The organism is Kineobactrum sediminis (assembly GCF_002868715.1).
In the GTDB taxonomy this organism is placed as follows: domain Bacteria; phylum Pseudomonadota; class Gammaproteobacteria; order Pseudomonadales; family Halieaceae; genus Kineobactrum; species Kineobactrum sediminis.
Map to the genome: position 1 here is coordinate 256,114 of NZ_PKLZ01000008.1, position 15,309 is coordinate 271,422.

Genomic DNA, 15,309 nt, shown 5'->3' on the forward strand with positions numbered 1-15,309 from the left:
AGGCTAACCAGGCCTATACTTAGACGGAGTACCGGGCCGATTCCCCACGCGCGGGGAATCGGCCGAGTCTCACAATCACCCATCACAGGATGCCGCCATGACAGACAATGCCCGCAAGGACTTCATCTCCAACATGAAAGAACAGCTCGATGAGCTGGATGCACGTATGGATGACCTGGACAAAAAGCGCGAGGAACTCAGTGGCGATGCGCGTAAGGAATACGACAAGCGACTGCATGAACTGGCCGAGCTCCGCCGGGACGGAGAAAAACGGCTCAAGGATGTGCAGACAGCAGGTGAGGAGAAGTGGCAACAAGTAAAAGATGAGGCCGAGCACACGCGCAAGGCACTCAACAACTCGTTCAATTACTTCCTGTCTCATTTTAAATAGGGCTAGCGCAAAGAAAATCGTATTTTCAGTGGCTCATATTGTACCGCACGAGGTCGACCGTAATATTGCTGCTCGTCGGCAGCACTGGAGTAGGCCACCTGCGGGTACGCACGATTACAAGTGCGATTCCGCATAGGCTGCGAGCCGGCTTCGCGCAACGCCTTCCAGGGTTATGGAGCCACCGTGCTCGAAACCTTTGAATCGCTCGCTCATGTAGGCCAACCCCGAGCTGGTAGCCCCGAGATAGGGGGTATCAATCTGGGCCAGGTTACCCAGACACACGACTTTGGTACCTTGGCCTGCGCGAGTAACTATGGTTTTAATCTGGTGCGGAGTCAGGTTCTGGGCTTCATCGACAATCATGAAACTCTGCTGAAAACTGCGGCCACGGACGAAATTGAGGCTCTTGAACTGAATGGGGACTTTGGCACCCACAAACTCCTGGCTGCTGCCCGGATCAAAGTCCTCGGCGTGCAAGGCTTCGAGATTATCAGTAAAGGCACCAAGCCAGGGTTGCATTTTCTCGGTTTCTGTCCCAGGTAAAAAGCCGATATCTTCGTCGAGCCCACGCGTACTGCGGGTGGCAATGATCCGTTGGTATTGCTTATTTTCCAAGGTTTGCTCCAGCGCACAGGCTAAAGCCAGCATGGTTTTACCACTGCCCGCGGCACCATTCAGGGTCACCAGATCCATTTCCGGGTCAAACAGAAGGTACATGGCCATAGCCTGAAACAGATCTCGCGGAACCATACCCCAGGCTTTTTGACGCATCAGTACACCGGTATTGAGCATTTCAATGACAACCTGCGTGTCTTCGACGCGATAAATACGGCCGACAAACTCCTTCTGGTCGTAAAAGAACTGATTGGGGTAAAACGGTTCACGCAGTACGGTTTCCAGAACCGTTCTTTCCATCGTATGGTAGTGTTCTCCCCGGATGTCCTGAGGCGCGATGGCTTCAACCTGATCCCAGAAACTGCCGACCAGGGCATGATACCCGGTAGTCAGGTTGTCAATATCGGAGATTAGCTGATCATTGTGGTAATCCTCCGCCTGCAGACCGCTGCCCCGCGCCTTGAGGCGCATATTAATATCCTTGGTAACCAGAACTACATCGGCATCCAGATGCAGGGTCTGCAGGGCCAGCAGATCGTTAATGATCCGGTTGTCGTTACTATGGAGGGGCAGAATAGCGGTTGACGGCTCCCGCGGCATCATGATGCCCAGCGTGCCCATGCGTTGCTGTGTGTGCGCACGCTCGATATCAACGCCTTCCATGATTTGCTGCGGCGTGGCGCTGCCTAGAATAGCATCAATGGTGCGCACCGACTGGCGAGCATCCGCGGCTAGCGCGGTGCTTCCGACCTTCAGTTTGTCGAGCTCTTCCAGCACCACCATAGGCACCAGCACCCGATGTTCTTCGAAATTGAAAACGGCGTTGGGATCGTGGATCAGGACATTGGTATCAAGAGCGTAGAATTTCCGGTTGGAACCTTCGCGAGTTGATGTGTGCATAACCTCTCCTGGTCGGGACATTGGATCGAACGGGTTTTACTTGAGCCAGCACCTGATCAGAATAAGTGACCCGCGCCCGCTTGTCTCCCCCGTTTCTGTTTAAGCTGTTAAAGAATGACCAGTAAGCACTGGCGACTACCCTTCGTGACAGGGATCGCGGAACAGGGTATCTCCCACCAGATTTGCTTATTTTTCAACTGCGATCTTTGATCTTGAGGTATCCTTGCCCCAACTCTGATTCCGAGGTGAAATTTGTATGCGTAACATCCTGTTTATGCTGGTGGCGCTCTCGGTGTCGACCTTCAGTATGGCAAGGCCAGACTGGTCACTGGAGCTGGACGTCACAGAGATGGCCCATGCGGAAGCCCTCTACCAGCAATACTGTTCACTGTGTCACGGCGAGGATCGAAGCGGTTACCGTGCCGATCACGCACCATCGTTGCGCAGCCACTCGCTGCTGTTGACGGCTTATCCCGGCTTTCTGTTCACTGCCATAGGTTATGGCCGTGCCGGCACAGCGATGGACGGCTACAGCGATGAAATGGGTGGCCCGCTGGATCGCGACGACTTGCGGTTACTGACTCGCTGGCTACTCGCCGTAGAGGGAGTAGAGCCTGTCAAGTTACCCGATACGCCAGTACACGGTGATACCGCGAGGGGCGCCGTCATTTATGCGGCACAGTGCGCGAGCTGCCACGGTGCCGAGGGCCAGGGCGACACCGGCCCGGCCCTTGGCGATCCCGCCCTGCTGGCAAATGCCTCTGACGCTTTCCTGCGCTATGCGGTCGCCAATGGCCGGGATGACACGGCCATGGTTGCCTTTGCCGGGGAGTACCTGCTCAACCCCGACGGCGAAGAGCCGGCATTCACCTTGCGTGAGGGGCGCTATGTGCCCGCTGCGGAAGTGGTTCGGGCACTGGAGGAAAAGCGCCGCTTTATCCTCCTGGACACGCGCCCCGCTTCAGCCTGGCAGCGCAAATAGACGGCAAATAAGAGCAACGAGGATGTTATGGCAACACTGACATTTTATGGCGCTACCGAAGGGGTCACAGGTTCAGCCTACCTGCTGCAGACCGGGGCCGCAACGATTCTACTCGACTGCGGCCTGTTTCAGGGCAGCCGTGAGGAGGAGAAAGGCAATGACGAACCATTGCCTTTTGACATCCAGGGACTTGATGCCGTCGTTCTGTCGCATGCCCATCTGGATCATTCAGGCCGCCTGCCGAAGCTGGTCGCAGACGGTTACCAGGGCCCCCTGTATATGACCGAAGCCACCAGCGAACTGCTGGAGGTGATGCTGAAGGATGCCGCGTCGCTACAACAACGGGATACGGAATGGGAGAACAAGCGCAGGCGGCGCGCGGGCAAACAAGAGATTGAGCCGCTCTACACCCTGGAGGATGTCGAAGCCGCGCTGGAGCTGTGCCAGGGTTTTGTCTATGGCCAGCGCCGGCAGATCGCCGACGGTGTCGAAGTGTGTTTTCGCGACGCCGGTCATATCCTGGGTTCGTCTATCGTTGAGCTGTTTGTCACTGAAGCGGGTGTTGAAAAAAAGCTGGTATTTTCCGGCGACCTCGGTAATAGCTACGCGGCGCTGCTGCGGGACCCCGAAATAGTAAAAGCGGCCGATGTCCTGCTGCTGGAATCCACCTACGGAAACCGTAACCACCGGCCTATGGACGAAACCCTGCAGGAGTTTGAAGACATCATCGTCGATGCTTCGAAAAACGGCGGCAATATCCTGATCCCTTCTTTTGCCGTGGGCCGTACCCAGGAAATCATCTTTCGTCTCGGGCAGTTATACCAGAAAGGACTACTCAGGCAGCAGGCCGTGTATCTCGACAGCCCGATGGCAATTGCAGTGACCGAGGTTTATCACCGCTATCAGGATGCCTACAACAGAGAGGATGCGAACACGTTGCGCCAGGGGGAAACCGGCAGCCTGCATACCTTTCTGCCGATATTACGCTACTCGTCCTCCACCGAGGAGTCGATGGCATTGAACAAGATCGAAGCCGGCGCCATCATTATCGCAGGCAGCGGCATGTGCACCGGCGGTCGCATCCGCCATCATTTCAAACATAATCTGTGGCGGCGCAATGCGCATGTGGTCATCGTCGGTTATCAGGCTATCGGTACGCCGGGCAGGTCACTGGTCGATGGTGCCGAATCCTTTAAAATCGGCGGTGACAGCATTGCGGTGGCTGCCAGCATCCATACCCTCGGCGGGTTTTCAGCGCATGCCAGCCAGTCACAGCTGCTCGACTGGATAAACCACTTCAACGAGCCACGGCCACGCCTGTACCTGATTCATGGTGAAGCGGAAACCAAAGCCACCTTTCAGCAGTTTCTTGCCGATCACGGCTGGACCGCCACTATTCCACAGCTGGCAGACACTATCGATTTCTGAGTGGGGAGATACTTGATCACACGATATGCAAGGATGGGGTGGCCGAAGGGTCTCGAACCCTCCACCTCCGGAGTCACAATCCGGTGCTCTAACCTGATGAGCTACGGCCACCACTGAGTGGTCTGAAAACTCCGCACACCAACTGGCCGGATCAGGCATGAAAGTTGGTCGGGGTAGAGAGATTCGAACTCCCGACATCCTGCTCCCAAAGCAGGCGCGCTACCAGACTGCGCTATACCCCGATAATCCTGCGGCTAGCCGCGGCTACCCGTTTTCAGGAGCGCAATCTTACTCAGACGACGCGGGTGCGTCAACGGTAAATAGTGATTATAGCGAGGTTTCAGCGAACGGGGCTCTCCCAATCCGGCGCACTGCGTGGGACAATGCGCGCTTATTCGGCGATCACAGGAATAGCATCAATGTCAGCACTGATTCTGGACGGCAAGGCCCTGGCAGCACAAACCGAAGCGGAACTGCTGGAACGGGTCGAGCGACTGAAGGTAGCGTCCGGCGGCAAAACGCCTATTCTGGCCACTATTCTGGTGGGAGATGACCCGGCCTCCGCCACCTACGTGAAAATGAAGGGGAACGCCTGCCGCCGCGTGGGCATGGAGTCTCTGGCGGTAGAGATGCCAGCCAGCACCACCACCGCGGAACTACTGGCCAGGATCGCCGAGCTTAACGGCAATCCGGATGTCCACGGCATCCTGTTGCAGCACCCGGTACCCGCGCAGATTGACGAACGCGCCTGCTTTGACGCCATCGCCCTGGAAAAGGATGTGGACGGGGTAACCTGCCTGGGCTTCGGGCGCATGGCCATGGGCGAACCGGCCTACGGCTGCGCAACCCCACAGGGCATCATGCGCATGCTCGACCATTACGGGATAGAGATCGAGGGCAAACATGCCGTCGTCGTGGGCCGCAGCCCTATTCTCGGCAAGCCGATGGCGATGATGCTGTTACAGAAAAACGCCACCGTCACCATCTGTCATTCCAGAACCCAAAACCTGCCGGAGCTGATCGCACAGGCCGACATTCTGGTAGGTGCTGTTGGCCGGCCGGAGTTCATCAAGGCGGATTGGGTCAAGCCCGGCGCGGTGATCGTGGACGCGGGCTACCACCCCGGTGGCGTCGGCGACATTGAACTGGCACCCCTGGTTGACAAGGCCAGCGCCTATACGCCGGTTCCCGGCGGTGTGGGCCCGATGACGATCAACACGCTCATCATGCAAAGTGTTGAATCGGCGGAAAAGTCCCTGGGCTAGCGTTCAGGGGCCGCTCAGGATCAGCCGCGACGCCACTTGGTGCCGTCGCGGGAGTCCTCCAGCACCACGCCCTTGGCCAGCAATTCCTCGCGAATGGCATCGGCGCCGGCGTAGTCACGGTTCAGTTTGGCCTGTTGCCGCGCGTTAATACGCTCCTCGATTTCTTCCGCGGATAATTCCCCAGCCTCGACACCGCCCTGCAGCCAGGCCTCGGGGTCCTGCGCCAGAATCCCCAGCAAATTGCCGGCGGCGAGCATCCGCGCCTTGAGCATGGGCTTCTCGGCAGCCGCGGCCTTGTGCATCTGCTTGGCAAGAGCATGCAGCTCGGCAATCGCCAGCGGCGTGTTGAGGTCATCATTTAGCGCCCGGTAAAACGGCTCGTCCTCAAGCTGCACTTCCACATCGAGCTCGATGTCCTGCACGTCGCGCAAAGTACTATAAAAGCTACCCAGCGCAGCCTCGGCCTGCTGCAGTAATTCAAACGAGAAGTTCAGTGGTGAGCGGTAGTGTGCGGATAACAGCGCAAAGCGCAGCACCTCTCCCCGGTAATGCTGCAGCAGGTCGCGCACGGTATGGAAGTTACCCAGTGACTTGGACATCTTCTCGCCGTCGATATCCAGATAGGCGTTATGCATCCAGTAGCGCACGTAGTCGCCACCGTGGGCGCAACGGCTCTGGGCAATCTCGTTCTCGTGATGGGGAAAGATCAGGTCGCGCCCGCCACCGTGGATATCAATGGTCTCGCCCAGGTGGGCCCGAATCATCGCCGAGCACTCCAGGTGCCAGCCCGGGCGCCCTCGCCCCCAGGGGCTGTCCCAACCAGGTTCCTCTGCTTTGGCGGGTTTCCACAACACGAAATCGCCGGGATGGCGCTTGTAGTCAGCCACCTCCACCCGGGCTCCCGCCAGCATATCGTCCAGCACACGACCGGAGAGCTTGCCGTAATCCGGCATCGACTCTACCGCAAACAGCACATGACCCTGGGATTCGTAAGCGTGCCCCTTGGCAATGAGTGTCTCGGTAAGCTCGATCATGGCGGCAATATTATGTGTTGCGTGGGGTTCCAGGGTTGGTGGCAGCGCATTCAGCCGGGCCATATCCTCGCGATATTTGGCGGTGAACTCTTCGGTCACCGCCTCAATGGAGCGCTGGCTCTCCCGCGCGGCGGCGATGATCTTGTCATCGACATCAGTGATGTTACGCGCATAGATCACTGTGTCGTATTGGGTCTGGAGCAAACGAAAGAGGACATCAAACACCACCACCGGACGGGCGTTGCCGATGTGAGCCAGGTTGTACACCGTGGGGCCACAAACATACATCGTGACCTTGTTCGGCTCCAGTGGCTGGAACACGTCCTTGCGGCCGCCCAGGGTGTTGTAGATCATCAAGCTCATAATACTGGTACCTTGTCTCAGGCGCCCGACGTGTCGCGCAGGCCGATAGTGCGATTGAAGACCGGGCGCTCGGGAGTGTGCTGGTAGCGATCCGCGACAAAATAGCCCTCACGCTCGAACTGGAATCCCTGTTCCGGCACGGCCTCAGCCAGCGCGGCTTCTATCCAGGCATCCTCGACCACCTGCAGGGACTCGGGGTTGAGGAAATCCATGAAAGCGTTGTCGCCGCGGTCCGGGGCTTCGTGGTTGAACAGGCGATTGTACAGCCGCACTGTCGCGCGTTTGCCGGTGGCCACCGATACCCACTGGATAACGCCTTTGGGTTTGATGCCGTCTGCGGGATCTTCGCCCACGGTATCCGGGATAATACGAGCCTGTACCTCGATGATCTTGCCGGTGGCGTCCTTTACTACGTCGTGCGCTTCAATCACGTAGGCATTGCGCAGCCGCACCCGCTTGCCCAGTACCAGGCGCTTGTATTTCTTGTTGGCCTCTTCACGGAAGTCATCGGCATCAATCACCAGTTCCCGGGTAAAGGTCAGCTCGCGGTTACCCAGTTCCTCGCGGCTGGGGTGGCGCGGCGCAACCAGTTGTTCGCGATGGTCCGCAGGTACATTGGTCAATACCAGGCGCAGTGGGTTCAGTACACACATGCCGCGGGGCGCATTCTCATTGAGGTCGTCGCGAATGGCGTGCTCGAGCATGGCCACATCAACCACCCCGTCGCTGCGGGTGACACCGATCATGTCGCAAAAGCAGCGGATGGAGGCCGGTGTGAAACCGCGCCGGCGCATGCCGGCAATGGTGGGCATACGCGGGTCATCCCAGCCCTCCACCACCGCGTCATCCACAAGCTGCCTCAGTTTGCGCTTGCTGGTTACCGTGTAATTGAGGTTGAGACGGCCAAATTCATACTGCCGCGGACGGCCCGGCACTGGCAGGTGCGCCAGCAGCCAGTCATACAGTGGCCGGTGGTCTTCAAATTCCAGGGTACAGATGGAGTGGGTCACGCCTTCGATGGCATCTTCCTGGCCGTGGGCGAAGTCGTAGGTGGGGTAGATAACCCACTCCTCACCGGTCTGGTGATGCGGCACCTTGCGGATCCGGTACAGAATGGGATCGCGCAGGTTCATATTCGGCGAGGCCATGTCGATCTTGGCGCGCAACACCCGGGAGCCCTCGTCAAACTCACCGTCTTTCATCCGTGCCAGCAAATCGAGGTTTTCAGCCACACTGCGGTCACGGAAAGGGCTGTTACGGCCCGGTTCGGTAAGAGTGCCGCGGTATTCCCTGGCCTGTTGCGCGTCCAGGTCACACACATAGGCGGCACCTTCACGCACCAGCTCACATGCCCACTCGTACAACTGGCCGAAGTAGGAGGATGCAAACCGCGCCTCCCCCGCCCACTGATATCCCAGCCAACGCACATCCTCCTTGATGGACTCGATGAATTCCTGGCTTTCCTTTTCCGGGTTGGTATCGTCAAAACGCAGGTTGCAACGGCCGCCAAAGCTCTCCGCCAGGCCGAAATTCAGGCAAATGGATTTGGCGTGGCCCACATGCAGGTAGCCATTGGGCTCCGGCGGAAAGCGCGTGACAACCTGCTGGACGCGACCTTTGGCCAGATCGTCGGCGATCAGGGAGTAGAGAAAGTTGTTGCCGGGCCTGGTTTCCATACGCGGGTAGATTCAACTCCAAAAACGGCGCATTATAGCCCCAGATGGTTTCTGCTTATAGCCTTTAGAGGCCGAAGCCTGCGGATATCTGCAGCACGGCACCATATCGCGCACACGATGTTTTACTGGCCACCAAAAATCCGTATCATTACGCGCTCATTTAACGACCATCCATCCGGCGGAATTACTCATGGTTATCATTAAAACGACTTTCGGCGACATCACACTTACCCTCGATGCTGAGAAAGCCCCTAAAACAGTCGCCAACTTTCTTGAATATGCACGTGCGGGCTACTACGACGGCACCATTTTTCATCGTGTCATCAACAACTTCATGCTCCAGGGCGGCGGTTTTGATACCGATATGCGGCAGAAGCCTGCTGGCGAGCCCATCGAAAATGAAGCCGACAATGGCCTGACCAACGACTTTGGCACCATCGCCATGGCTCGCACCCAGGACCCGCATTCGGCCACCGCCCAGTTTTTCATCAACGTCAAGGATAATGACTTCCTGAATCACAGTGGCAAAAACCCCCAGGGCTGGGGCTACGCGGTTTTCGGCAAGGTCACCGCGGGCGAGGAAGTGCTGAACAAGATCCGCGTACTGCCTACTACCAGTCGCGCCGGGCACCAGGACGTGCCGGTAGACACGGTCATTATTGAAACTGTCGAAATCGTTGAAGAGTAGCCTGTATCGGTAGCCCCATGCCCGTCACCTACTTCATTTCGGATCTCCACCTCGAGGCGACACGACCCGACACCGTGCGTGCACTGAGGCGGTTCCTGCTCGAGCACCGCGATTGCGATGCCCTGTATATTCTTGGAGACCTGTTCGAGCTGTGGATAGGTGACGACGACGACACACCGCTGGTGGCTGAGGTGACCGAGATGCTGCAGCGCTTCACCGCAGCCGGACCGGCCCTTTACCTGATGCAGGGCAACCGCGACTTTCTGCTCGGCAAACGCTTCTGCAGGGAGGTCGGTGCGCGGCTGCTGCGCGACCCCAGTGTGATCAACCTGTATGGCACACCGACGCTGCTGACCCATGGCGATAGCCTGTGTACCCAGGACGCGGAATACCAGGCATTCCGGAAAACCACACGAACGGCATCCTGGCAGGCTGAGTTACTGGCACGGTCCCTGGACGAGCGGCGCACACTGGCGCGGGAGCTACGCACCATGAGCCGCGAGGCCAATAGCAACAAGGCCGAGGATATTATGGATGTCAATCCCGAGGCAGTAGAGTCGGCGTTGCTGGACCACGAAGTCAGGCAAATGATTCACGGCCACACCCACCGCCCTGCGCGTCATGTGCATACCGCTGGTGTGCGCTGGGTACTTGGCGACTGGAATAGCAAGGGATGGATGATCAGGGCCACACCGAACAATATAGACCTTCTGGATTTTGATATACAATCAATAAGTTAGATCTTAATTCAAACAAATTACATTAGGTGTGTGGCACTCCGCTGTGAAAGCGGAACTCAGTGTCATGGCCACAGATCAATTCTGCCTCACGGGCGCGCAGTACCGCCAGCCGGGCTGTCACTTCCGTCTCGGGAGCCAATGCGGAGGCCAGTGCCAGGTAGTCCTGGAAATGACGTGCTTCGGACTTCAACAGGGATCCGTAGAAGGCTGCCAGCTCATCATCCAGCACCGGAATGAGGGCTGCAAAACGCTCACAGGAACGTGCTTCAATCAACGCCCCTACCAACAGGGTATCCACCAGGCGGCCGGGTTCATTACCCCGCACCTGTTTGCGCAGTTCGCCGGCATAGCGCGAAGCAGACAGCTGGGGATAGTCGATATTGCGCTTTTGCAGCAACCCGAGAACCTGCTCGAAATGCCGCAGCTCCTCCCGTGCCAGCCGCGATAATTTGTGCAGCAGTCGCGGGTGCTCGACATACCGGTACATCAGGTTGAGAGCGGTAGAGGCCGCTTTTTTCTCGCAATTGGCATGGTCGACCAGTAACAGTTGCGGGTTATCCAGCGCCCAGGCGACCCAGGCCTGTGGAGTAACACAAGGTAGAAACCCGTTTATGGCGGAGAGGTCGACAGCGCTCACTGGCTGCTCGCCGGGGTGAACAGGTCGGCGGTTCGCATGTAGCGTTCGTAGTGTGCATCCGAGAGGGTGTAATACTCGTCGTCAATCATGGCTCGCAGCTCAAGGAGGGTAATGTCGCGGTACTCCGGATGAATCTCCAGGCCGTAACCAAGGGGCTCGATAATCTGGCCGGCGCCCGCCTTGAGCAGGGTGAAGGCCCAGCAATATTCATCGTGAGCAGGGTTATACCGCAGTTGCTGGACCTGAAGCTGCCACTCGAGCAGGGCCCTGTCGACCACCGACAACTTGTTGCGCACGCACTGGGAGAGAAACCCGGCGAGGCGTCCGTCAACGGCGCGTTTTTGCTCATTGGAGTAACTGTTCCAGGCAATCACCTCATGGGCAAACCGCTTGCAACCGCGGCACACGGCATCACCGATACCGGTGGAGCAAACACCGATGCAGGGCGTTTTGACGATGGCTTCGGGCATAACGGCAGATAGCAACGCGATAGTGAACTGACGCGTGGGATTTTAAGCCATCAATACCGTGAATGCACGGTATAAGCGATTGATTTATTTATCTTAAAAATCCACTGGAGTACAATTGCGCACCGCTATTCCCTGCAACGGATGTGCAGCCAGTGTCTGTGCAGATGCCGCCAGTCTTAGTAAAAGGAGTTCCACCGTGTTAGAAGCCTATCGCGAACATGTCGCCGCCAGAGCCGCCCAGAATATTCCCCCCAAACCGCTCAATACCGAACAGGTTGCGGCACTGGTAGATCTGTTGAAAAATCCGCCTGCAGGCGAAAACGACTTTCTGCTGGACCTGATTTCCACCCGGGTGCCACCCGGCGTCGATGAAGCCGCCTATGTTAAAGCCGGTTTTCTGTCCGCCGTTGCCAAGGGTGAAACCAGTAGCCCGCTGATCGACCGCAAAGCGGCCGTAGAACTGCTTGGGCAAATGCACGGGGGCTACAATATTGAGACCCTGGTAGGCCTGCTGCCCGACGCTGAGCTGGGTCCGCTGGCTGCTACCGAACTGAAGCACACGCTGCTGGTTTTCGATGCCTTTCACGATGTTGCGGAGTTCGCCAAAAACGGCAATGCCAACGCCCAGAGCGTGCTTGAATCCTGGGCCAACGGCGAGTGGTTCACCTCTCGCGACGCGGTTCCGGAATCCATCAAGGTAACGGTTTTCAAGGTAACCGGAGAAACCAATACCGACGATTTGTCGCCCGCTCCCGATGCCTGGTCCCGCCCCGACGTGCCACTACACGCCCTGGCCATGTACAAAATGACCCGCGACGGCCTGGAACCGGAAGAACATGGTGTTACCGGCCCCATGTCGCAAATTGAAGCCATTCGTGCGAAGGGCCTCCCGGTTGCCTTTGTCGGCGATGTGGTGGGCACCGGTTCTTCGCGCAAGTCCGCCACGAACTCCGTACTGTGGTTCTTTGGCGATGACATGCCCGGCGTACCCAACAAGAAAGGCGGCGGGATCTGCATTGGCAACAAGGTCGCCCCGATCTTCTACAACACCATGGAGGACGCCGGCGCGCTGGTATTTGAAGCGCCGGTCGATGACCTCACCATGGGCGACGTGATTGAAATCAGGCCCTATGAAGGCAAGATCCTGTCAGAATCCGGAGCGGTGCTGTCCGAATTCGCACTCAAGTCAGACGTGTTGCTGGACGAGGTACGTGCCGGTGGTCGCATCAACCTGATTATCGGCCGCGGCTTGACCACCCGCGCTCGCGAGGAGCTGGGGCTCGGCGTGCCCGATTTGTTCCGCCTGCCCGAAGTCCCTGCGCACAGCGACAAGGGCTTCACCCTCGGCCAGAAAATGGTCGGCAAGGCCTGTGGCGTTGAGGGCATCCGTCCCGGCACCTACTGTGAACCACGCATGACGACTGTCGGGTCCCAGGATACCACCGGTCCGATGACCCGGGATGAACTCAAGGACCTCGCCTGTCTCGGCTTCTCGACGGACCTGGTGATGCAATCTTTCTGCCACACGGCGGCATATCCCAAGCCAGTCGATATTGACACCCAACACAGCCTGCCCGACTTTATCATGACCCGTGGCGGCGTCTCCCTGCGCCCGGGTGACGGCATCATCCACTCCTGGCTCAACCGCATGCTGCTGCCCGATACCGTCGGCACCGGTGGCGACAGTCACACCCGTTTCCCCATGGGCATTTCTTTTCCCGCCGGCTCCGGCCTGGTGGCCTTTGCCGCTGCCACCGGGGTGATGCCGCTGGATATGCCGGAGTCCGTACTGGTGCGCTTCAAGGGAGATTTGCAGCCCGGTATTACCCTGCGCGACCTGGTTCACGCCATTCCCTATTACGCCATTCAGGAAGGCCTGCTCACCGTCGACAAAAAGGGTAAGAAGAACATTTTCTCCGGACGCATTCTGGAAATTGAAGGCCTCAAGAACCTGACGGTTGAGCAGGCCTTTGAGCTTTCCGATGCCTCGGCGGAGCGATCCGCCGCAGGCTGTACAATAGCCCTGGACGAAGACACCATCGCCGAGTATCTGCGCTCCAACGTGGTGCTGTTGCGCTCCATGGTAGCAGAGGGTTATGGCGACCCGCGTACTCTCGAGCGCCGGGCTGCACGTATGGAAGAATGGCTGGCCAACCCGAGCCTGATGAAAGCCGACGCCGATGCCGAGTACACGGCGGTCATCGAAATCGATCTCGCAGAGGTGAAAGAACCCATCGTCTGTGCTCCCAATGATCCCGATGATGCCCGCCTGCTATCCTCTGTCGCCGGCGACAAGGTCGACGAAGTATTCATCGGCAGCTGCATGACCAACATCGGCCACTTCCGCGCCGCGGGCAAGCTGCTGGACCAGCACAAGGGTGAACTCTCGACCCGCCTGTGGATCTCGCCGCCGACGCGCATGGACCAGCACCTGCTGATGGAAGAAGGCTACTACAACATCTTCGGTCGTGCCGGTGCGCGCACCGAAATGCCCGGCTGCTCTCTGTGCATGGGCAACCAGGCACGGGTTGCACCCAATTCCACAGTGTTGTCCACTTCCACCCGCAACTTCCCCAACCGTCTGGGCGATGGTGCCAATGTGTACCTCACTTCAGCCGAACTGGCGGCGGTGGGCGCGGTGCTGGGCAAACTGCCAACACCCGAGGAATACCTTTCCTATGCCAGTAGCCTGGACGCCATGTCAGCGGAGATTTACCGTTACATGAACTTTGACCAGATTATTGAGTTCCAGAAGAGTGCCGAGGAAGGCAAGCGTATTGCAGCGGTGGAGATCACGGAAGTCGCTGTCTAGTGAGGCATCCGGCTACCGCATTCGTCACGAAAGCGGTAGCCCGCAAGCTCCATTAGCCGTGTGCCGCAATCCTGCGGCGCATGGCTTTTACCCCCTGAAGTGCATCAGTAATTCCAGTCGCCCATCCGCCAGTAATACGCTGCGGTCAAACTGGAAATCCGTCATTAAATCCTGCAATGTGCTCTGCGGCAGGGGCCGATAACCCGGCAAAGCCTGCGTGCGATACCTGACACTCAAGGTGTCCCTGGCACAAATACCATAGCGTTCCCCACCGGCCCGCAGCTTGCGATTACGGGCACCAAAAGCATGCACCCGTGTGCCCGGATGCAAATGCGGTTGTAACACCTCAAGCAGGGCTCTGATTGCGGCATCGTCGAGAAAGTTGAAGAGATCCCAGAACAGGCAAACATCAAAGCGGACATCTGCCGGCAGCTGTAGCAGAGCGGCAAATTGCTCCCGGTAGCCGGGACCCTCCTCCGCCACCGTCAGCGGCAAATCCACAAACAGGTCGGCAAAGTACAGTTTTACGCGAAATTCGGAATAAAACGCCAGGGTTTCCGGCAAAGCCGCGCCCAGATCCAGTATCGTAACGCGTTCTTCCGGGTCCAGCGGCTGTAATATGGATGACAGCAGCTGGGATGGTTGGGTAACAGAGCTCACGATAGTGCCGGAAGCGGGACAGCATCAAGTCCCTCACTCACGCTTTTCAACCGCTTTTGAGGTCCATCTCGGGATTCTTCGCGGGGTTGGAGGCCGGAGTTGCACCCGCCTTTTCTGTCCTGACCGGCGCCAGTCCCTGTCGCGTATCACCCGGATCCATGTCGATGCTGCCCTTGAAGATCGCACCGTCCTCGAGAGTGACCCGGGGAGCGATAATATTACCGCGGACCCGGCCGGATTTGGCGATTACCACCTTTTCGCTACCGGTGACATCCCCGGCAACTTCACCATCAATACGCACAACCCTGGCCGTTATATCCGCGGTGACCTTGCCCGATTCACCTACCGAGACTTCAAAATCCCCGAGATCGATGGTGCCGTCGACCTTGCCCTGGATAACGAGATCCTCTTCACCGGTTACGGTACCCTTGATATAAATACTGGTGCCGATCATGGCAAAACTCCTCGATGTCGCAGGGGTGGATGGTGCTGGGGCCGGCATCGCCGGGGATGCGGTGCGTTCTGGCGCCACCGGCTCAGCCGATGGTTTGTTCTTGTTGCGTTCAAACATGACCTTATGTACTCCCGTGGGGATCGTCATTACCACAATATCCTAACAGGCGGGTATGGTGGAAACCAACAACAGGT

The 15,309-nt window shown here is 58.0% G+C and carries 15 protein-coding genes and 2 tRNA genes; 8 read left to right on the top strand and 9 right to left on the bottom strand.

Annotated features, from left to right (window positions below):
* Window positions 1–97 precede the first annotated feature (97 nt).
* Window positions 98–391 carry a sll1863 family stress response protein gene (locus CWI75_RS10945; RefSeq protein ID WP_101521538.1) on the top strand — a complete coding sequence of 98 codons (294 nt, stop codon included), beginning with the start codon at window positions 98–100 and terminating at the stop codon, window positions 389–391.
* A gap of 114 nt (window positions 392–505) precedes the next feature.
* Here the strand turns inward: CWI75_RS10945 and CWI75_RS10950 are convergent, their stop codons facing one another.
* On the bottom strand, window positions 506–1,906 hold the full coding sequence (locus CWI75_RS10950) for a PhoH family protein (RefSeq protein ID WP_101521539.1): 1,401 nt from the start codon (window positions 1,904–1,906) through the stop codon (window positions 506–508).
* A 256-nt stretch (window positions 1,907–2,162) separates the two neighbouring features.
* Here CWI75_RS10950 and CWI75_RS10955 point away from each other — a divergent pair, with 256 nt between their 5' ends.
* Complete coding sequence (locus CWI75_RS10955) at window positions 2,163–2,888, top strand: c-type cytochrome (RefSeq protein ID WP_101521540.1); 726 nt, start codon at window positions 2,163–2,165, stop codon at window positions 2,886–2,888.
* 27 nt (window positions 2,889–2,915) lie between these two features.
* Window positions 2,916–4,316: an MBL fold metallo-hydrolase RNA specificity domain-containing protein gene (locus CWI75_RS10960; RefSeq protein WP_101521541.1), complete on the top strand. Its 1,401-nt coding sequence runs from the start codon at window positions 2,916–2,918 to the stop codon at window positions 4,314–4,316.
* A 34-nt stretch (window positions 4,317–4,350) separates the two neighbouring features.
* Here the strand turns inward: CWI75_RS10960 and CWI75_RS10965 are convergent.
* A tRNA-His gene (locus tag CWI75_RS10965) sits at window positions 4,351–4,427 on the bottom strand.
* Window positions 4,428–4,481: 54 nt separating this feature from the next.
* Window positions 4,482–4,558 (bottom strand) — tRNA-Pro (locus CWI75_RS10970).
* Window positions 4,559–4,735: 177 nt separating this feature from the next.
* Here CWI75_RS10970 and folD point away from each other — a divergent pair.
* Window positions 4,736–5,581, top strand: a complete 846-nt coding sequence (gene folD, locus CWI75_RS10975) for a bifunctional methylenetetrahydrofolate dehydrogenase/methenyltetrahydrofolate cyclohydrolase FolD (protein WP_101521542.1) — start codon at window positions 4,736–4,738, stop codon at window positions 5,579–5,581.
* Between the two features lie 20 nt (window positions 5,582–5,601).
* Here folD and cysS read toward each other — a convergent pair whose 3' ends face one another.
* Window positions 5,602–6,978, bottom strand: coding sequence for a cysteine--tRNA ligase (gene cysS, locus CWI75_RS10980; RefSeq protein ID WP_101521543.1), 1,377 nt, complete (start codon window positions 6,976–6,978; stop codon window positions 5,602–5,604).
* Window positions 6,979–6,995: 17 nt separating this feature from the next.
* Window positions 6,996–8,654 (bottom strand): glutamine--tRNA ligase/YqeY domain fusion protein, encoded by a 1,659-nt coding sequence (locus CWI75_RS10985; RefSeq protein ID WP_101521544.1) that lies wholly within the window; start codon window positions 8,652–8,654, stop codon window positions 6,996–6,998.
* 190 nt (window positions 8,655–8,844) lie between these two features.
* On the opposite strand from CWI75_RS10985, the gene CWI75_RS10990 reads away from it, so the two are divergent.
* Complete coding sequence (locus CWI75_RS10990) at window positions 8,845–9,342, top strand: peptidylprolyl isomerase (RefSeq protein WP_101521545.1); 498 nt, start codon at window positions 8,845–8,847, stop codon at window positions 9,340–9,342.
* 17 nt (window positions 9,343–9,359) lie between these two features.
* A complete protein-coding gene (locus tag CWI75_RS10995; RefSeq protein WP_101521546.1) occupies window positions 9,360–10,082 on the top strand; it encodes a UDP-2,3-diacylglucosamine diphosphatase in 723 nt (240 codons plus the stop codon).
* Between the two features lie 22 nt (window positions 10,083–10,104).
* Here the strand turns inward: CWI75_RS10995 and CWI75_RS11000 are convergent, their stop codons facing one another.
* Together CWI75_RS11000 and CWI75_RS11005 are read right to left on the bottom strand one after the other, a co-directional pair.
* Window positions 10,105–10,719 carry a MiaE family protein gene (locus CWI75_RS11000; protein WP_101521547.1) on the bottom strand — a complete coding sequence of 205 codons (615 nt, stop codon included), beginning with the start codon at window positions 10,717–10,719 and terminating at the stop codon, window positions 10,105–10,107.
* Window positions 10,716–11,189, bottom strand: a complete 474-nt coding sequence (locus CWI75_RS11005) for a DUF1289 domain-containing protein (RefSeq protein ID WP_101521548.1) — start codon at window positions 11,187–11,189, stop codon at window positions 10,716–10,718. Before CWI75_RS11005 ends, CWI75_RS11000 begins: the two co-directional genes overlap by 4 nt.
* A 196-nt stretch (window positions 11,190–11,385) precedes the next feature.
* Here CWI75_RS11005 and acnB point away from each other — a divergent pair, with 196 nt between their 5' ends.
* Window positions 11,386–14,001, top strand: a complete 2,616-nt coding sequence (gene acnB, locus CWI75_RS11010) for a bifunctional aconitate hydratase 2/2-methylisocitrate dehydratase (protein ID WP_101521549.1) — start codon at window positions 11,386–11,388, stop codon at window positions 13,999–14,001.
* Between the two features lie 87 nt (window positions 14,002–14,088).
* Here acnB and CWI75_RS11015 read toward each other — a convergent pair whose 3' ends face one another.
* Both CWI75_RS11015 and CWI75_RS11020 read right to left on the bottom strand, forming a co-directional pair.
* The gene (locus CWI75_RS11015; protein WP_101521550.1) at window positions 14,089–14,661 is read right to left on the bottom strand and encodes a hypothetical protein; all 573 of its coding nucleotides are present in this window, start codon (window positions 14,659–14,661) and stop codon (window positions 14,089–14,091) included.
* A gap of 46 nt (window positions 14,662–14,707) precedes the next feature.
* Entirely contained in the window at window positions 14,708–15,115 is a 408-nt protein-coding gene (locus tag CWI75_RS11020) for a bactofilin family protein (RefSeq protein WP_101521551.1), read from the bottom strand.
* Between CWI75_RS11020 and CWI75_RS18335 the strand changes: the two genes are divergently transcribed.
* The gene (locus tag CWI75_RS18335) at window positions 15,114–15,278 is read left to right on the top strand and encodes a hypothetical protein (protein ID WP_155523011.1); all 165 of its coding nucleotides are present in this window, start codon (window positions 15,114–15,116) and stop codon (window positions 15,276–15,278) included. The genes CWI75_RS11020 and CWI75_RS18335 overlap by 2 nt on opposite strands.
* Window positions 15,279–15,309: the final 31 nt, after the last annotated feature.